We start from the raw sequence: 19,374 nt of genomic DNA, 5'->3' as shown, positions 1-19,374 counted from the left end.
TAGAATTCTCAATATAAAAACAGATAAAAGTAGCGATTGGCATATGTCTTAAAATAAAATTAAATATCAACATATGAAAAAGGTATTATTAGCTGCAGTTTTTCTAGCAGGTTTTAGTTTCTCTTTTGCACAGGAATCTAAAGCTAAAAGTAAAAACCCCAACGAAGATAAAGATCTGATGACATGGTATCATAAAGATTTTGCTACTTCAAAGGTATATGGGGTAAATACGGCAAATGCTTATAAATACTTAGAATCTAAAGGACTGAAGCCTAAAACAGTTGTGGTGGGAGTTTTGGATAGTGGAGTACAGGTAGATCACCCGGGATTGGTAAAAAATCTTTGGTCAAACCCTAACGAAGTTCCTGGAAATGGTAAAGATGATGACGGAAACGGATACATTGATGATGTACACGGGTGGAACTTCATAGGAGGTAAAAACGGTGATGTTGATATCGATAATATGGAAGTGACAAGAGTAGTTGCCAAATACAAACCTATTTTTGAAGGTGACAATTCTACAAAGAACAAAGCTAATCAGGCTCAGATGAAGGACGAGTTTGATATGTATATGAAAGCCAAAGATATGTTTAATTCAAAAAGTATCGAGGCTATACAGAATTTCAAGACCTATTCTATGCTCTATGAGTTGGTTCCTAATATGGTAAAATTATTGGGAGGTAAGCCGTTGACAACAGAAACTATTTCAGTGATCAAAGCTCCAACAGATCAGGAAAATGCAATCGCATTGGATTTCTTAAGCCAAATTTCACAAAGTCCCGTTTTTAAAGGAAAATCAGGCACTGATTTCGAAGAGAGTGTGAAGAAGGAATTGAAAGAGGCTATCGATCACTTTGCTCCTGCAGCAAAACAATATGATCTTTCATATGATACAAGAAAAGAAATTGTAGGAGATAATTATGATGACTATTCTGAAAAAAATTATGGGAACAACCATTATGAAGGGCCCGATGCAGAGCACGGAACCCATGTAGCAGGAATTATTGCCGGACTTCCTCAAGGAAAAGAAGTTCAGTACGGAGTAGCCTCAAAAGTTGCTAAAATCATGTCTGTAAGAACAGTTCCAAACGGGGATGAAAGAGATAAAGATGTTGCTAACGCAATCAGATATGCAGTAGATAACGGGGCAAAAGTATTGAACATGAGCTTCGGAAAACCTGTTTCTCCGGGTAAGAACGTAGTTTGGGATGCTTTTAAATATGCTGAAGATAAAGGTGTTCTTTTAGTAAAAGCTGCCGGAAATGAAAATGAAGATGTAGCCGAGCATTTGGCTTATCCTACCAATTTTAAAAATATTACAGATGAAAAACCATTTGTAAGCAATGTTCTTGTGGTAGGAGCAAGTACTAATAAAAATGATGCTTTGAGAGCAGATTTTTCTAATTACAATAAAAAAATGGTGAACGTTTTCGCACCGGGAGAAGAAATTTATTCTACCGTTCCTAAAAACGAATACAAATACCTTCAGGGAACTTCTATGGCTTCTCCTGTGGTAGCCGGAGGAGCCGCTGTTTTATTAGCTTATATGCCGGATCTGAAGCCTTATCAGATCATTGAAGCACTTGTGAAAAGCAGCAATCCAAGCACTGCAAACGGCTTTACAGACCAGTCGCAGGCAGGTGGAGTTATAGACCTGAAAAAAGCAGCAGAATATGCCTATACGAATTTCTATAAAGGAAAGGTATCAACACCTTCTAAGCCTTCGAAATCCGTAAAAAAGGCTGTTAAAAAATAATATATCTCCCTGTATTTAAGGAGAAACGATAAAGAGTCCGAATTTTTTTCGGACTTTTTATTTTTATTTTAAATTTTGGCACGGTTTTTTGTAACTTTATAGTAACAAAATAATAAACAACAAAATGAAAAAGTTACTACTTGCAGGGATGTTGGGAACATCACTTTTTGCAGTGTCGTGTTCCTCTGTTAACAAAGCAGCTACGTCTCAAAATCAAAGAGCAGACTTTCTGAAAATGAAAGGAGATTGGCAAATCGTAAGTATAGATTACGAAAAAGGATATAAAATCAAGCCTTTTGATGAAGGTGCAGACGCACAATGTTTTGTAGGAAGCCACTGGAGATTAATTCCTAACAACTGGACAGGAGCATATACTTTAAATGGCGGTGGAGATTGCCCTGCAATTACACAACCTATCAAATTTGAAGTAAAAGACGGTAACACGTTTATGTTTAAAAAAATTGCTGCAGGTACAAAAGCAAAACAAAACTCTGTAGGGTATAGCCTTACCCTGATCAATCAGACAACAGATCAGTTTTCACTTCAGCAAGATGTTCCTTTTGAAGGAGGTAATGTAAAAGTAGTTTACAACTTCCAGAGAGCAGGAATGAAATAATTTATCAACATAAAAGATCAAAAAAAAATGAAATTTACAAAAACATACGTAGGAGCTCTTTTCTTGTCATCAGCATTATTATTGACAAGCTGTGAAGCGGTTCAAAATTCAAATCACCAACAAAGAGGTACAGCAGTAGGTGTTGCTTCAGGAGCAGTACTTGGAGGTATCCTTGGGAACAATGTAGGAAAAGGAGGAAACGGAGCTATCGGTGCTGTATTAGGAGGTATTATCGGAGGTGTTGCTGGTAACGTTATCGGTAACAAAATGGATAAGCAGGCTAGAGATATCAAAGAAACATTACCTGGAGCTCAGGTAGAAAGAGTAGGAGACGGTATTAAAGTTACAATGAATGAAAGTATTGTTAACTTTGCATTCGACTCTTCAAACCTTACTTCTGTTGCACAGGCTAACCTGGATAAACTAGGTGACGTATTGGTTAAAAACCCAGATACAAATATTAATATCTATGGGTATACAGACAGTGTAGGTAAAGATGCTTACAACTTAGCACTTTCTCAAAGAAGAGCAGACGCTGTAAAAGCTTATTTAGTAGGAAAAGGAATTGCATCAAGCAGAATGTTCACAAAAGGTGAAGGTAAAAATATGCCGGTTGCAAGCAATGATACTGATGAAGGAAGAGCTAAAAACAGAAGAGTAGAGTTTGCTATTACTGCAAATGAAAAAATGATTAACGATGCCAAACAAGGGCAATAGTTAATTTATTATATAAATATTTTCGTAAAAGACCGCCCCGGCGGTTTTTTTTGTATTTTTAGGCTAAGAATTTTAATTTTATTATTTTTGCATTCGAAACAACATAAATGAAGAAATATTTAAAACTACTCCGTGTGGAGCAATGGGTTAAAAACCTGTTTGTATTTGTCCCATTGTTTTTTTCAGGTAATATTACAAATGTAGAATTACTTGTCAAAAGCATTTTTGCGTTCATTATATTCTCACTTGCTGCAAGTGTAGTTTATATTTTGAATGATTATAATGATATTGAGGCAGATAGGAAACATCCTGAAAAAAGAAGAAGACCTCTGGCTAGTGGAGCCATTTCAAAGTCAACAGCTATAGGAATTCTTATCGGCTTGGTCATTACAGATATTACTCTTGTATTTTTCTCACAACTTTATTTCCACGAGTATCTTTGGAAATTTGCAACCATTATAGGTTTCTATGTGGTGATGAATCTTGCTTATACCTTTAGGCTTAAACATGTTCCCATCATCGATATTTTCATTATCGCTATAGGATTTGTTCTTCGAGTACTGGCGGGAGGTTATATTACCGGAATCAGTATTTCACAATGGGCTATTCTGTTAACTTTTGTACTGGCACTTGTACTGGCAATCGGAAAAAGAAGAGGAGAGCTTATTAATGCGCAGGTTTCTGGAAAGACAAGAAAGGCTTTGGATGGATATAACGTTCAGTTTGCAGACATTGCATTGTCTATTTCTATTACGTTAGCCATCATTTGCTATCTGATGTTTACGCTTTCTCCGGAAGTTCAGGAAAGATTCCACGCAAGAGTATTCTACACCGTTATTTTTGTAGTGTTTGCCTTGTTGAGGTATCTTCAGCAGACATTAGTGTACAACAGAACAGAGTCTCCCACTAAAATTGTTTACAGAGATCGCTATATTCAGGTTACCCTTTTACTTTGGGTAGTTGCATTTTTAATTCAAATTTATTTTAAGAAATGAAACCTAATTTCACGCAGAAAGTTACCAACTGGGGCAATTTCCCGGTAGTGGAGAAAGAAATGAGATCTGAGGACAATTTCAAAAAAATAAAAGAATTTGTACTCAATCACAACGAAGTTATAGCAAGAGGAAATGGAAGATGCTATGGTGATGCTTCGTTGGGAGAATCTATATTTTCAACAAAGAAATTAAATAAGTTCATCAATTTTGACCGTTTAAACGGAATAATGGAATGTGAATCCGGAGTTCTTCTTTCCGAAGTTCTGGAGATTTCCGTTCCGCAGGGATATTTCCTATATGTTACTCCCGGAACAAAATTTGTATCCATAGGAGGGGCTATCGCTTCCGATGTTCACGGTAAAAATCATCATGCAGAAGGATGTTTTTCGGAATATGTGATTGAATTTAAGCTAATGACTGAAAACGGGGAAATTATTACCTGTTCAAGAGAAGAAAATCCAGAGAAATTCTGGGCTACTATTGGAGGAATGGGCCTTACAGGAATTATTCTTACTGCAAAGTTTAAGCTTAAAAATATTGAATCCGCCTACATCCGTCAGGAAAGCATCAAAGCAGAAAATCTGGATGAAATTTTTAAACTGTTTGACGAAAGTGAAAGCTGGACGTACACTGTTGCCTGGATAGACTGTCTTCAAAAAGGAAAAGACATTGGAAGAAGTATTCTGATGAGAGGCGAGCATGCTTTTCAACATGAGCTTCCTCAGAATTTTTTGAAAACTCCTTTAAGATTAAAGAAAAAATTATCTCCTACAGTTCCGTTTTATTTTCCCGGATTTGTATTGAATGCACTTACGGTAAAAATATTCAACTGGCTGTATTATAAAAAGCAGGCTAAAAAAGAAGTGAAAAACTTTATCGACTACGAGACGTTTTTCTATCCTTTGGATGCTGTTAATGACTGGAATAAAATCTACGGCAAATCCGGATTTATACAGTATCAAATGGTAATTCCTAAAGAAACAGGAAAAGAAGGAATGAGAAGAATCCTTGAAACGATCGCGAATAGCGGAAACGGGTCATTCCTGGCTGTTCTTAAACTTTTTGGAAAGAACAATACTGCTGCTTACAACTCTTTCCCTGTGGAAGGGTATACGCTGGCATTGGATTTTAAAGTGAATTCAAAACTGAAAAGTCTGGTAGATCAGCTTGATGCCATTGTTCAGGAATTCGGAGGAAGAATTTATCTTACCAAAGACAGCATGAGCAGATCATCGCTTACCAATTACCTTAAAAATATTCAAAATCCTAAATTTGTGTCTTTACAGCACAAAAGAATCATAAATAATAACTCATAATGATAGTTCTGGGAAGCACATCTGAAGTGGCACAGGCTTTTGTGGAAAAGGCACTTCAGGAAGGAGAAAAATTTGAAAAAATATATCTTTTTACCTCAAATAAAGAAACTACAGAGCGGTTTGCAAGACATATTGATGTGAAATTTCTGCAGCAGGCGGAAGTCATCGAACTGGATCTGACAAAAGAAATTGATTACAACAGATTTGAAAATATCAATTCAGATGTATTATTTTGCGCCGTAGGATATTTAGGAGAAGGAACCGAAGAAGGATTATATGACAACAGGAATACAGAACGTATCATAGATATCAACTATTCAAAACTGGTTCCTGTGATGAACTATTTTGCTCAGAAATTTGAAAGCAGAAGATCGGGAACAATTATTGGACTTTCATCAGTAGCAGGAGACAGAGGAAGACAGAGTAACTTTATTTATGGAAGTGCAAAAGCTGCATTTACAGCCTATTTGAGTGGTCTTCGAAACTATCTTTTTGATAAAAAAGTACATGTTCTTACAATAAAACCAGGGTTTATGGCAACTAAAATGACAGAAGGTCTGCCTTTAAACCCAAAACTGACGGCCACTCCGAAACAAGCCGCAGACTGTATTTATAAAACCTTCAAAAAGGAGAAAAATGTGGCATATGTTTTGCCGGTTTGGAGTATTATTATGATGATTATCAGGAATATCCCTGAATTTATATTTAAAAAATTAAAGCTTTAAGAGAAATGAAAAAATTGTATTGTTTTGATTTTGACGGGACCCTGACGTATAAAGATACCATGTTTATGTATCTCAAATTCTACGATTCTACAAAATACCGTATACAATTTTTAAGACACGTTCCTCTCTTTATTCTGCTGAAATTAAAGCTGGCTGAAACCGAAAAGGTGAAAAAAAGCTTTATTGGTTCTATTTTAAAAGGGCAGACTCAGGAAAAGATAGAACAGAAGTCCAAATTGTTTTTTGAACAGCATTATCCTAAAATTGTTCGTGAAAATGCACTTGACTTTATTAATAATATAGATCATAACAATACACAAAGTTTATTGGTTACTGCTTCATTGGATATCTGGGTAAAGCCATTCGCTCAGGCACTTAAAATGGAGCTTGTTTCTACGCGTGCAGAGTTTAAGAACGGGGTTTTCACAGGAAATTTTGTGGGGAAAAACTGCAACGGGAAAGAAAAACTGGTAAGAATAAAAGAAGAAATAAACGATTCTAAATACGATAAAATTATTGCATTTGGCGATACTTCCGGAGATCGACCAATGTTGAAATGGGCAAATGAAGGACATTATCAATTTTTTCACTAATTTTGGGAGATAAAATTGTAAAAAATGAAAAGTCTGTTAATTGCATGTACGGTAATCTTCATGAGCTGTGCAAGCACTTCATCCCAGAAGTCTTCTGCTGTGCAGGAAAATGCTGAACTTCTTGTCTCTGAATCCCAGGGAGGAGCAGATAGACCCGGCTTTACAATCATTAAAGACGAAAAAGATTTTCGAAACAGAATCAGAGGAAGTTTTGGTGTTGTAGATCTTGATAAAGAATCTTATATCAAATATCCTTCATTTCCGAAAAATAAAAAAGTCGTTTTATACAATTTGGGAACTTTCAGATCCGGAAGTCACAAAATTGATGAAATTAAGAGTGCATCTGTAAAAAATCAGATTCTTTATGTAGAAGTTCCGGCCGGAGAGCCTTCCGGTGGAATGGAAATTCAGGTGATCTCCAGTCCCTGGATTATTTTCACTGTTCCCGCCAATTACCAGTTTACCTCTGTAGAATTAAAATATTCAAAATAATAATGGATAAAGTATATTTAGATAATGCCGCAACCACTCCGCTTGCAGAAGAAGTTATAGATGCAATGGTGGGCACTATGAAGATGAATTTCGGAAACCCGTCTTCAACGCACAGCTTTGGTCAGGAAGCAAAAATCCTTATTGAAAATGTAAGAAGACAGGTTGCAGACTATCTTCATGTAACTCCTGCTGAAATTATTTTCACTTCCTGTGGTACCGAATCAAATAATATGATCATCAAATCCTCGGTAGAACACCTGGGAGTAGAAAGAATCATCAGCTCTCCTCTGGAACACAAATGTGTTTCTGAAAGCATTCTGGATATGAAAAGCAGAAAAGGAGTAGAAGTAAACTACATCCGCCCGAATGAAAAAGGAGATATTGATCTTGTAAAATTAAAAGAGCTGTTAAAAGCTTCAGATAAAAAAACATTAGTAAGCTTAATGCATGCTAACAACGAAATCGGAAACATAATTGACCTTAAAAAAGTTGCCCAGCTATGCAAAGAGCATAATGCGCTTTTCCATTCGGACACTGTACAGACCATGGCTCATATGAACCTTGATTTCTCCGATATTCCTGTAGACTTTGCTTCATGCAGTGCCCACAAGTTTCATGGACCAAAAGGAGCAGGATTTGCATTTATCAGAAAGGCAACAGGCTTAAAAGGGATTATCACCGGAGGACCTCAGGAAAGAAGTCTTAGAGCCGGAACAGAAAATGTTTGTGGTATCGTAGGATTAGGTAAAGCCTTAGAACTTTCTTTAAATCATATGGATGAATATACCAACCATATGCAGGATATCAAAAATTATGCAATTGAAAGACTTTCTGCCGAAATTGAAGGAATTAAATTCAACGGAAGAAGTGCTGAAAAGGAAAACAGTCTTTATACGGTTTTAAGTGCATTATTACCTTATAAAAACCCATTGATAGGACTTCAGCTGGATATGAAAGGAATTGCAATCTCTCAGGGAAGTGCATGCTCATCAGGAGCTTCAAAACCTTCAATGGTAATGATGATGGTACTTTCTGAGGACGAAATGGATCATTGTACCCCATTACGTATCTCTTTCAGCCATATGACGACTAAAGCAGAAATTGACACATTAGTAAGTGCCTTGAAGGAAATTTCAAGTGATTATACTATAGAAAAAACTAATGTTGAGCATAGATAGGCTTATGCTTTAAAAATCGTAATTTTGAACATCCAATAAAGGATTAAAAAGAAAATAATATTAATTAAAATAAAAGAAACAAAATGGCTTTAGAAATTACAGACAGCTCATTTCAGGATACGGTTTTAAAATCAGACAAACCGGTATTAGTAGACTTCTGGGCAGTATGGTGTGGACCTTGCAGAACGTTAGGACCAATCATCGAAGAAGTAGCATCAGATTTTGAAGGTAAAGCAGTAGTTGGGAAAGTAGATGTAGACAACAACCAGGAAATCTCTATGCAGTATGGTATCAGAAATATCCCTACAGTTCTTATTTTTAAGAATGGAGAAGTGGTAGACAAATTAGTAGGTGTAGCTCCAAAAGAGGTAATCGCTGAAAAATTAAGCGCTCACTTATAAAAAAACAACTTTGGTAATGAATGCCTTCCATGATTGGGAGGCATTTTTTTTGAAAATAATTTGCAGGTAACGAAAAAAGGTGTAATTTTGCAACCACGAAAAAGAAACGAAGTTCTTTAATAATTTGATCCGGTAGTTCAGTTGGTTAGAATGCCGCCCTGTCACGGCGGAGGTCGCGGGTTCGAGTCCCGTCCGGATCGCAGAAGTTTTCTCAATTTCTTTTTAAAAAAATTGATCCGGTAGTTCAGCTGGTTAGAATGCCGCCCTGTCACGGCGGAGGTCGCGGGTTCGAGTCCCGTCCGGATCGCAGAAGTTTTCTCAATTTCTTTTAAAAAAATTGATCCGGTAGTTCAGCTGGTTAGAATGCCGCCCTGTCACGGCGGAGGTCGCGGGTTCGAGTCCCGTCCGGATCGCAAAAAGTCTTCTAGAAATAGAAGACTTTTTTTGTTTATAGACTTTGATAAAGTCTGGATGCTCAATCACAAGGATGGAGCATATATATTTTAATTTAATGCAAAGATTGAGTTTCTGATGTTAAAAATTATTAAGAAAGCAAAGGTGGAATTAATGAGATTGATCCTTTCTAAGCGTACTTAGATCTATATATTTCGATGAGTGGTTGTATCGCTTTTACATAAGATGACTTGATGAGATATTTAAAATAAAAATGGCCGGAAGAAATTCCGGCCATCATTGCTTTTAAGATGTGTTATTGTAATTTACTTTTTAATGATTTTTACAATAGTCTCAGAGTTGTTGATTCTTACCAGATAAGCTCCGGTTAACAATGAAGTAACATCTGTTTGTTTGTTGTTAAACTTGCCTTCTTTCATCAGCTGTCCAGACATGTTATAAATCTGATAATAATAATCTTTATCATCTTTTGCATCAATATACAGGATATCTTTTACCGGATTAGGATAAAGAACCAGTTTATCATCTTGTACCTTTTCCTCGATAACCGTTTTGCTTAAAGCAGTTCTAGCCTGAGTTCCTGAGTTTGGTGTTACAGGAATACCTGGCAGTGGACCTCTTGGAGTACCGTTGTCTTCCTGTTTTACACATCTGCAGCTTAGAGAAGCAAAAGGATCTATATCTACATTTTTCACATTATTTCTGCTGTAAATATCGAAATACATATAAGTAGCTCTTCCTGTCATTTCCCCATTTAGATTAGCATACCATACTCCTCCTGATGCACCAACAGCAGTGCTTATCGCACCTGCATACATTACGCTTCTACTTCCTCTGCTAACCGCCTTTGGATAATTTCCTACGTTATACAAACTGTTTGTGAATGCATATCCTACTGTTTTGCCCCAGAAACTAGGTGCAGTTACGCTATAGATAGGAGCTCCATAATAACCGGCTTCTGTACCGTCAATGGTTCTGAGTGCTTCAGGATTACCCTTAAGACTCCATGGAGAAGTTTTATTGGTACCTTTACCAAGAACTTCAGGAATTCTCCATCCATTCGGACAAGGGTCAAATACAGATTTTTTACCTCCTAAGCCCCATCTTTCATCATATAATCCCTGATATTGGGTGTCAAACAACCAGTCTGAAGCAAGAGTATAATGAGGGGTATTGTCTCCACGATATGGGTATGCAGTTACCGGCATCATTAGTTTTAATGGGTTGGCCACAGAATATCCCAGAATCTTTTCTATTCTCACATCTATTTTATCAGCGGCAGTTATGCTGCTTTTATAGGTATTATAATTCACAATATTGCTTGAGTTATAATTCGCTTCTGTGAATGTAGAATAGGCTACAGCGCCACTGCTATTGGTAGTACCAAGGAAAATATTGTACTTAGATCCGTTGATATTATTGAATATTGGCAGAGGATCTTTTCTTCCCCATTGGTAATGTAATCCCTGTGAGCTGTTCAGTTGGGTTACCTGAGCAGCAACCGTTGGGTTGTAAGCACTTGGCATTGCTTCCGTAGCTCCCAGGTTTCTATCCATGGTAGCTGTTTTCATTAGGGTTCCATATTGGGTATAATTCACGTAATTATCTGTGGTAATAGGGGTGTCGTTTACATGAGTAAAAGAATTTACAGATGTATTGGTTACCCAGATGTGCCAGCTCCAATAGATAGGGTTAGTGATTGAACCATTGTGTAAAGTAACAACAGCATTACCGGATTGGTTAGCATTTACTTTTACGTTGATGTTTCCATCTTTGGAAGAGGTATTATCTATGGTTAATTGTGTCACTAAAGCAGGGTTATCCGTCCAAAGTACATTCGCTTTTAAATCATTAAAGCTTGTTGTATTCAGAATTTGGGTATTTCCTAAATAATTACTCTGTACAGAGAAGGCTTTACTTACAGGTACTGAGATAATTTGATCTGCAGTAGATCTTGTAACCATATAAGTATTAGGATTATCTAATCCTGTTTTATAGGTTTCAGTTTCAGTGAAGTAAGTGGTGTCAAAATTATAGTTATTTTTTACAAATAACGGATCTTTGATACATCTGCATGCTTGTGCATTATTGGTTGGATAATCTTCAGCTGGTTTATAATTGTATAGACCATATACATTAGGATAATTGGCAGCATCCGGTCTGTAATTATTGACAATCTGGTCAGCAGACGGAATTAATCTTAATGCACTTGCTATTGATGAATATCCACCAAAATTGGTCATAGTAGATGTCCATAGGTAGGTTTCAAGCTGATCTGTAAAGGTTGCTTTCGTGTGATATCTTCCATCACTGGTAGCACCTCTCCCAATCCATCCTGTTCCTGGAAATATTCCGATATTGTTACCTCCAACATTGGTCATATCAAAACCGTATTGAGGATATATTTTTATACCAGCCAGATACGGTTTTAAGTTTGATAATCCCGGAGGAATATTAGACTGAACACCATTCAGTGCAGATAACGGACTGTTTACTTTAGCTCCAAAAGGAGTAAAATCCATTCTCATATTTTTTGTGGATGATGCTACCAATAAGGAAGGTAATCTCCATCCATTCGGACAAGGGTCATAAGAGGACTTATCTCTGTATGGTTGCGGAACAGAAATATCTGTTGCCTGTACTCCCTGAGAGTTATCTGACCATAAATTAACTTTACTTAACTCACTGGTCTGTAATCCTGGTACCTGCCCAAACCAATTGTAGTAGTAGGGAACACCACTCACAGTACCATAGGTAGATGGAGTAGCAGTGCCATCATCGTTCACATACATCAGGCTTAAAGGATTTTTAACCGATGCTCTGATGTTATCCGTAATATTTGCTGCTGATTTATTGACAAACAGTCTTAGATCATTAAAGTTTTTATAATCGTTGAAAGGACTATTGGTAAATTTCAATCTCGGTATTGCATCATCATAGATCACTTTTCCTACACTTCCGGTTACCTGATAAAAAGTAGCATCACTATACGTTAAAGATGGAAAAGGATCTTTTCTTCCCCACTGGTATAAAAGACCTCCGTTTCTGTGCCATCCATCTCCATTAAGAGAGTTCCCCAGTGCACCAAGGTTTCTGTCCATCCATCCCCATTCGGAGTTAGGAATAGTTTCTACAGTACCGTCACTTAGCTGTCTTTTTACATCGTCATAGCTTTTATAGGTAGAACCATTTCTAGGATCATCTGTTACCCAAACATGCCATGACCAGAAAACCTGTCCATCTACTTTATAAGCAACAACTGCATTTCCTTTTTTTACCTTGTTTACAGGTACTTTTATTTTTGCTGTTTCACCAGAACCTATAATATCCAAAGTATAATTTTCCTTAGATTTTATCAATCCCATCGTATCTTCCCATAATACATCAGCGGTAATTACTCCGGAAGGAACGTCAACTCCTTTCATATAATTTCCGTTTCGCCACATTTCGTAGGCTTTTTTTACAGGAATATACAACCCGTCTGCATTATTCCCGTTGTTATCTTTCCCTGTGAAAATATAACTGTTAGGAGCTTTTGTCCAGTCTGATATTGTATTATCCGGCAGTGCTCCGGAATTAATTGTAAAACAGTTATTGGCACAATCTGCAGAATCAAATGCTGTTGAATTTCCAAAAATACCTACATATTTGATAAATTTTTTGATTTCAGCTTCCACCTCAGAAAGAGGTCTCATTGGTCCATTCCAGTTAGCTATTACTTTTCTGTTTCTGATGGCTCCGATACCATATAAAGAAGCTTTAGGAGTATTGCTCAGAAAGAAATTTTCAGATCCGGGACCTCTTTGTTTGTCATATAATGGAGGGTAACCGAAATCATTCACTGTATTATAATTGCTTAATGCATTGACAGTGATATACTGTCCGGTAGATTTGTATACCCTGAAACCGGTTATTTTGCTTACAACAATAACTACAGGTTCCTGATCCGAAATAATGTCGGTCAGTTTCTCGTTGATGTAATTGTAAAGGTTGTAATACCTGTTCACTAAAGCATTAGGGTTTGTAAAATCTAAATATCCTCTACCCCAAGGTTCTCCACCCTCCTCAGGAGGTAAAAACCAGTTACTGAAGTTAATAAAGAAACCCGAACTTGAAAACTTACCGGCAAATACATAAACAGGATCATGATAAGAAAACTCAAAAGGGCTTGTGTCACTGCCTTGGTAGATGTATTTTTGTGAGCTGGCAATCGTAGCGATATTATTAGGATTGTCAATATTGATCACAGGTGCATTTGGGTTGCTGCTATCCAGAGTACCACTGGCGTTAACGGATAATACAATATCATCCAGTTTCTTAGTCAGATGCTGTGATTTTACCCTGTCTTTCACACCGGAAACACTTCCGTTAGGATTAAATAATACTGTACCGTTTTTTTTCGGAGTGAAAAGTATCGTGTACTCATTTTCATCCAATTCACACGTGGCCGCAGTATAATCTCCGAATTTGTAATGGCTTACCGCTTTATTCCATGTAATTCCGGAGAAGTTATCTGTTTCTGAACTCAGCACAACTTTTAAATTATACGTACCGCTGCTTGCAGAAGCTGGTAATTCAAAGGTAGCATTAAGGTTTTCATTATACAGATTGCTGGCATATAATGTTTTGCACCACGCAGTAACCCATTCTCCCAAGGTATTCTGATATTTAACGGAAATCAGAACATCGCTGGTGGTAACAGGTTTGTTGAGTTGTCCACTCATAACTACCGCTCCTTTTTCATTAAGGTTTTGTGAAATAGACATCACAGGCCCCAAATCATAAGTGAGAGTGGTTACTGGAAGGCGACTTTCCAATATAAACCGATCATTAGAAAAGCGCCGGTCCGTATCGCCTCGTGACGAAGCATAAACGGATGCAACTGAGCAGAATACAGCCCAGACTGATAGCATTGATTTTTTTCTCATACGCATGTTTTTTTAGGTTATTAGATTCTATTTGAATACCTTTTATTCAAATTTTATAGCTTATCAACAACAGTATAGGAAGGAATAGAATACAATAAAGCAGATGTACTTTTTGTAGAGTAACCGCTAGACAGAAATCCGATATTATCAGTTGTGGCAGATTTTTGAAAACCAACTGTTTCTTACAATCGTTCATTTTCTATTACTAACCATGATAAATAATCCGAATTGTGCTTGTATTAAAGCCTTCCAATATAATTATTGCAGGTTTTCGGGCTTCATGTTGTGTTGTGAAGAAAAATAGGCAGGTAAATAATAGGGTATATTATAGCCTAAATCGAGAGTAAAGTTCTTTTTTTTCATGTTTGTGTTTCAGGTTTTAGTTTTTATAAAAAATAATTGATAATCAATTATACAATTATGCAAATTTACAATCAGAACAAATTAGAGAGAAATATCATAAAAAGATGTGTTTTTTAATGAAAATTTTCTACTGAGTTTTTTGTGCTTTTTGTAACTTTTTTTGTTAAATGTGTGGATAATATTATGTTAATTTATTATTAACCACTATGTTTGCAAAGTTACGATATTAAAAAAAACACACAATGAGTCAAAAAAATCTGACTAATAACAGCTCTGCTGAAGGGGCAGAAATATGCCCTGTACAGAAGCTTTTAAAAACACTTTCAGGTAAATTAAAATTAGAAATTTTTATTCTTGCCTCCAAATCTACTTTACGTTTCAGCAGCTTGCTGCGCGACATAGAAGGATCTAATAAACAGACATTATCAACAGCTCTTAGAGAACTGGAAGAAATGGATTTGTTGGAGAGGGTGGTCATCAGGCAAAAGCCTCTGCACATAGAATATAATCTTACTCAAAAAGGAAAATCCCTGATTCCTATTTTACAGCAATTAGAGGGATTGGTATAGCAATAGAATGATGAGGTTTGAGGAGAGATTATGAATTATGAATTTCAGATTTTCGAGATCCGGGTTTTTGGGTATAAGTTTAGATATTCAATTGGGTCGGGCTTTAACCCGGTTTCCGTTTAATAAAAATGTTTTTCATCTGGCTTTAGCTAAGAATTTGAGGTTTGATTAGTCATAAAAAAACCGGTTCTGTTCAGAACCGGCTTAGTAGTTATTTGCACGAAGAATTTAAAGGATTATTAAGATAGTCTTTCCCCTGCGGTGGCTGCACAAAGTAAGGTGTTCCATAAGTATTCCCGGAACGGAAAAAGTCGGTGGAAACAACCTGGGCACCACTGCTGAAAGCGGCTTTAGATCTTGTAAAATCATTGGTTTTAGCTTCATAGGTTTCAATATCAGATCTGGTTCTGACCATAAATCCCTGCTTTACCAGATCCTGTATCTCTTTCTGTCTTACTATAGCGTTGTCTCTTAGGATAAATCCAGCAAAAGAATCATCTGGTTCACTATTCAGAAACATGATTCTTTCTTTTAGTGATCCATTTACAAGATAAGGATTGTCTTTGGACGAAAGGGTTCCGGCACTTCCGGGAAGAAGCATAAAGATAAATTTGCCTTTACTGTCACTAATTTTTGGCCAGTTATTGTGTGTTACAGCCTCTTTGAGTGTTTTATATTTACCCTGAACATCTTTTGGAGTGATAATTTTATCTTTTCCAAGATATTTTATAATCTCTCCGTCCAGTTCATCATAGGCTTTTTTATCAAAGGAAAGAACTTTCGTACTGTTTTCAAGAATTGGGAAACCGGAATCTTTAGCTTCAATCATCATGAAGATAGGAGTGTGTCCGGGATGTTGATCAGACCATAATTTAAGAGCAGTCAGCGCATCTTTTAAAGTAGGATAATGAGTTCTGAAATCTATATCTGCCATATGCAGGACTTTAAAACCTGGCTGATCCAGCCCTTTTGTATTAAAAGGTGCCAGATCAGTGACTCCCTTTGCCTTTAGCACCTCATAGGTAGCAGGATGGCTGAATCTACCGCCTTCAGGATCGTAGTAAACATCTATTTCCAGCCCTCTGAGATTGGCGTTGAGCTGTTCTGTGAAATCAGGGTGGTTATAATTCAGGCCTTCTTTCAGATCCATGCCGTAAGGATGATATTCTTTAAATTTAGCCTTTTGCTCTTCAGACATCATACTGCTGTATTTCTGCATCATTCCGTTGATGATCGGGGTTACCAGATCCAGTACTTTGGGATCTACAGGTTGAGCGTAAGAATTATGAGTTCCCACAATCTGCAGCTGATTGATTCTTATATTCTGGCATTTATCCTGTGCCTGTATCAGTGCTGTCATACACAATGCAGCTCCATATATATACTTTTTCATATGAATAAAATTTTTGATTAAAAATTGAAAGTGAATCCGAGTTGTCCACGTATTCCTGAATAAGAAATATTTTCTACGCGGTCCTTGGTTCCCATGTAATACCGGTTCGGTTCATTAAAAATATTGTTCAGTTCTACAAACAGACGAACTTTCTTTGTGAGACTGTAAGAAGTGGAAAGGTCTACGGTAAAGTTTTTATCAAAATACTGATAATGATCTGCTCCGGCCGCTGCTCTGATCTCGCTTACATAATTTCCTTTATAATTTCCTGCAAGACGGATCATGAGCTTGCTGGTTTCATAGAACAGGATGGTATTGAAAATATGTTTGGCCTGGTTCGGAATTGTGGTGGACATTGTTCCTGTTTGTTGACCGTTTTCGTAGACAGGCATATTCATTTTGGAAGAAATATAGGTGTAGTTTCCTTCAAAACCGATGTTTTTCAAAAATCCGGGTAGGTTTTCAAAACGTTTTGATATCCCGAATTCAAAACCGAAAAGTTGAGCTCCTTCCAAATTTTTAGGAGCTGTGAAAGTATAGGTTCTGCCTGCTAAATCTATCACAGACTGATCTTTGTAAATAAGATTGCTAATGTCTTTATAGAACACTCCGGCAGTGATCAAATCCAGCTTTCCGAAGTAGTTCTCAAACATAAGGTCAAAATTGTTTGAAAATGTAGGATTCAGCTTGGTATTTCCCTGAGTGATGGTATTGGTAATGTCATTAACGATGGTTCCGGGATTCAGATCATTGAAATCCGGTCTGGCAAAAGAACGGGTATAGGCCAATCTCAGGATACGGTCACTGGTGATATTCCATTTCATATTGACCATCGGAAGGACTACATTGTATGTTTTATTGTCCTTAATATCTTCCGTTATATTGCTTTTATCTGATACTACTTTTTTGCCCCAGAAGGTAACATCATTGTATTCATTTCTGAAACCTCCCAATACCTGCAGCTGATCTGAAATCTTCCACGTACCCATTACATAAGCTGCCCATACGTTTTCAGTACCACGGTACGAACTTGTAATGTTCGAATTGCTGTCCTTGCCGCTTACCTGCATCAATCCTAAGCTGTTTTGTGTAGCAGGATTGTACATCTGATCAATTTGCGCATTGGTAATTTGGTTGATGATAACGGGATTATAAGGATTAACCAAAGGATTCATGAAACCTCCTTTATAGGGAAAGCCTTCTTGCTCAAGCTGACTTAAATAGGTTACCGGAGATCCAGGAATTCCCAATGATGACTTAGGCATCCAAACCAACACAGAGCTGTCTACAATTTTGTTTTTATTGTTGTATTTGGTTCCGAATTTAATTTCAAAATTATCGGCCGCTTTATATTTAATATCAATCTGTCCTCTTAGATCCGTCTCACTGTTGTGGTTCTGACTCAGAATAATTTGATTGAGCTTAAGTTTGTCTGCTGCTATTGCCTGCTGGTTGTATGGCAAAGTGTATTTTTCGGTATCTCCAATGCCGTCCGGAGCATCCATTGCCATATATTTTCTTCCATCTGCAGACAGATTTCCATAGGTCATAGGTTGCATGAAATTAATAATAGGATAGCCTCTTTGATCTTTTTCAAGCTGATCTGGTGAATTGAACTTAAATTCGGAACGTGCTTTGGATGCAGACCAATTTACTTCCATACGCTGTCCTACCTGATGATTACCACCTATCTGCATAGAGTACAGATCCGTAAGATAATCCGCATGACGAGCCTGCAGCATAACATTTTTGCTGTCAAAATTAAAATAGGTTTCCCTTACAGACTGCCCGTCTTTGTATTGGCTGTATAGGGCTTTTGCATATAATTTATTCCTGCTGTCTATTTCATAATCCAATCCCAGGTTGAATCCCAAAGTTCTGCGGTTCGCCAGATAATCCCGAAGCTGAAGCTGGTTGATTGAATAAGAAGCTGTTTTATCTTTCAGTCCGTAATTATAAATATTTCTCATCTGATCTATAGCGGTAGAGCGCTCCCAGATCACAGCAGAGGTAATGAATTTAAGCTTATCCGTAATTTTATTTCCATAGACGATGGATGTGTTGTAAGAAGGGGATTTGGACATGTTAACATACCCCGAAGCCATACTTATCGCTAATGTTTCTTTATTGGGAGAGGTTTTCGTAATAAAATCTACATTTCCACCAATAGCATCACCATCCAGATCCGGAGTAAGAGCTTTAGACAAACGTACATTCTGAATAAGCTCCGAAGGGAAGATATCCATCTGAACCCCCCGATTGGCATTGTCGCCACTGGCACTTGGCATTCTGTTGCCATTCAGGGTAGAAGCAGTCCATTGTATAGGCGTTCCTCTTACTGCTACAAAACGTCCTTCCCCCATATCCCTTTCAATAGAAACTCCCTGCATACGTTGTACGGCATCGGCAGCATTACGGTCCGGCAGTTTCCCAATGGCATCGGCAGAAAGTACTTCAGTGATTGTATTGGAGTTTTTTTTCATGGTAATCGCTCTGGCCTGTGATGCTTTATACACGCTGGTAACGACTACTTCCTGAAGATTGTTTTCTTTAAATTTAGTTCCAAATTTAATTAATCCAAGATCTATTTCCTTTTTATCTTCAACAGTGAAGGGAATATAAACACTGTCATATCCTTTATATTCTACAACAAGCTTATAACTTCCGTCATAAACATTATTAAGAACAAAAGAACCATCAGTATCAGAAGTTACCTTCTGCCCGCTGTTTTCGATATATACCAATGCATTGGGAAGATTTCCCTGACTGTCTACTACAGTTCCGTGAACGGTGGTTTGAGCAAAGGCCAAAGGCCCAAGAAGAAAAAATGCTGCTTTTGTTAAAAAAAGTCTTTCTCGTGACATCCTTATAAAGTTTGGTGCAAAGATGTCAGCTCATTCAAAAGTTTTAGTTCATTT

Annotated in this window: 14 protein-coding genes and 3 tRNA genes; 14 read left to right on the top strand and 3 right to left on the bottom strand. The window is 37.1% G+C overall.

Annotation, left to right across the window (positions count from 1 at the left end):
• The first annotated feature begins 73 nt into the window (after window positions 1-73).
• The 13 genes from ACM6F9_RS18700 to ACM6F9_RS18640 all read left to right on the top strand — a co-directional run bounded on the left by ACM6F9_RS18700 (window position 74) and on the right by ACM6F9_RS18640 (window position 9,202).
• The gene (locus tag ACM6F9_RS18700; protein ID WP_414847096.1) at window positions 74-1,756 is read left to right on the top strand and encodes a S8 family serine peptidase; all 1,683 of its coding nucleotides are present in this window, start codon (window positions 74-76) and stop codon (window positions 1,754-1,756) included.
• A gap of 124 nt (window positions 1,757-1,880) precedes the next feature.
• Window positions 1,881-2,372 carry a lipocalin family protein gene (locus ACM6F9_RS18695; RefSeq protein ID WP_129042418.1) on the top strand — a complete coding sequence of 164 codons (492 nt, stop codon included), beginning with the start codon at window positions 1,881-1,883 and terminating at the stop codon, window positions 2,370-2,372.
• 27 nt (window positions 2,373-2,399) lie between these two features.
• Window positions 2,400-3,089 carry an OmpA family protein gene (locus ACM6F9_RS18690; protein WP_105704336.1) on the top strand — a complete coding sequence of 230 codons (690 nt, stop codon included), beginning with the start codon at window positions 2,400-2,402 and terminating at the stop codon, window positions 3,087-3,089.
• Window positions 3,090-3,196: 107 nt separating this feature from the next.
• Window positions 3,197-4,084 (top strand): decaprenyl-phosphate phosphoribosyltransferase, encoded by an 888-nt coding sequence (locus ACM6F9_RS18685; RefSeq protein ID WP_105704337.1) that lies wholly within the window; start codon window positions 3,197-3,199, stop codon window positions 4,082-4,084.
• Window positions 4,081-5,400, top strand: a complete 1,320-nt coding sequence (locus ACM6F9_RS18680; RefSeq protein WP_414847095.1) for an FAD-binding protein — start codon at window positions 4,081-4,083, stop codon at window positions 5,398-5,400. The genes ACM6F9_RS18685 and ACM6F9_RS18680 overlap by 4 nt, the downstream gene beginning before the upstream one ends.
• Complete coding sequence (locus ACM6F9_RS18675) at window positions 5,400-6,125, top strand: SDR family NAD(P)-dependent oxidoreductase (protein WP_414847094.1); 726 nt, start codon at window positions 5,400-5,402, stop codon at window positions 6,123-6,125. Before ACM6F9_RS18680 ends, ACM6F9_RS18675 begins: the two co-directional genes overlap by 1 nt.
• Window positions 6,126-6,130: 5 nt before the next feature.
• Window positions 6,131-6,718: an HAD family hydrolase gene (locus tag ACM6F9_RS18670; RefSeq protein WP_105704340.1), complete on the top strand. Its 588-nt coding sequence runs from the start codon at window positions 6,131-6,133 to the stop codon at window positions 6,716-6,718.
• 24 nt (window positions 6,719-6,742) lie between these two features.
• Window positions 6,743-7,210 carry a hypothetical protein gene (locus ACM6F9_RS18665; protein WP_414847093.1) on the top strand — a complete coding sequence of 156 codons (468 nt, stop codon included), beginning with the start codon at window positions 6,743-6,745 and terminating at the stop codon, window positions 7,208-7,210.
• 2 nt (window positions 7,211-7,212) lie between these two features.
• Window positions 7,213-8,388 carry a cysteine desulfurase family protein gene (locus ACM6F9_RS18660; protein WP_414847092.1) on the top strand — a complete coding sequence of 392 codons (1,176 nt, stop codon included), beginning with the start codon at window positions 7,213-7,215 and terminating at the stop codon, window positions 8,386-8,388.
• Window positions 8,389-8,471: 83 nt separating this feature from the next.
• Window positions 8,472-8,789 carry a thioredoxin gene (gene trxA, locus ACM6F9_RS18655; RefSeq protein ID WP_027374941.1) on the top strand — a complete coding sequence of 106 codons (318 nt, stop codon included), beginning with the start codon at window positions 8,472-8,474 and terminating at the stop codon, window positions 8,787-8,789.
• 126 nt (window positions 8,790-8,915) lie between these two features.
• Window positions 8,916-8,989, top strand: a tRNA-Asp gene (locus ACM6F9_RS18650).
• 33 nt (window positions 8,990-9,022) lie between these two features.
• Window positions 9,023-9,096 (top strand) — tRNA-Asp (locus tag ACM6F9_RS18645).
• A 32-nt stretch (window positions 9,097-9,128) separates the two neighbouring features.
• Window positions 9,129-9,202 (top strand) — tRNA-Asp (locus tag ACM6F9_RS18640).
• Window positions 9,203-9,508: 306 nt separating this feature from the next.
• Here the strand turns inward: ACM6F9_RS18640 and ACM6F9_RS18635 are convergent.
• Complete coding sequence (locus tag ACM6F9_RS18635; RefSeq protein WP_414847091.1) at window positions 9,509-14,131, bottom strand: T9SS type A sorting domain-containing protein; 4,623 nt, start codon at window positions 14,129-14,131, stop codon at window positions 9,509-9,511.
• 605 nt (window positions 14,132-14,736) lie between these two features.
• Between ACM6F9_RS18635 and ACM6F9_RS18630 the strand changes: the two genes are divergently transcribed.
• The gene (locus ACM6F9_RS18630; protein WP_414847090.1) at window positions 14,737-15,063 is read left to right on the top strand and encodes a winged helix-turn-helix transcriptional regulator; all 327 of its coding nucleotides are present in this window, start codon (window positions 14,737-14,739) and stop codon (window positions 15,061-15,063) included.
• 211 nt (window positions 15,064-15,274) lie between these two features.
• Here the strand turns inward: ACM6F9_RS18630 and ACM6F9_RS18625 are convergent, their stop codons facing one another.
• Together ACM6F9_RS18625 and ACM6F9_RS18620 are read right to left on the bottom strand one after the other, a co-directional pair.
• Window positions 15,275-16,456 carry a phosphatidylinositol-specific phospholipase C domain-containing protein gene (locus tag ACM6F9_RS18625; RefSeq protein ID WP_414847089.1) on the bottom strand — a complete coding sequence of 394 codons (1,182 nt, stop codon included), beginning with the start codon at window positions 16,454-16,456 and terminating at the stop codon, window positions 15,275-15,277.
• A 17-nt stretch (window positions 16,457-16,473) separates the two neighbouring features.
• Entirely contained in the window at window positions 16,474-19,320 is a 2,847-nt protein-coding gene (locus ACM6F9_RS18620) for a TonB-dependent receptor (protein ID WP_414847088.1), read from the bottom strand.
• Between the last annotated feature and the right edge of the window lie 54 nt (window positions 19,321-19,374).

It is taken from the genome of Chryseobacterium sp. IT-36CA2, from assembly GCF_949767875.1.
Lineage (GTDB): Bacteria > Bacteroidota > Bacteroidia > Flavobacteriales > Weeksellaceae > Chryseobacterium.
This window is presented reverse-complemented; position numbering and strand designations above follow the sequence as displayed.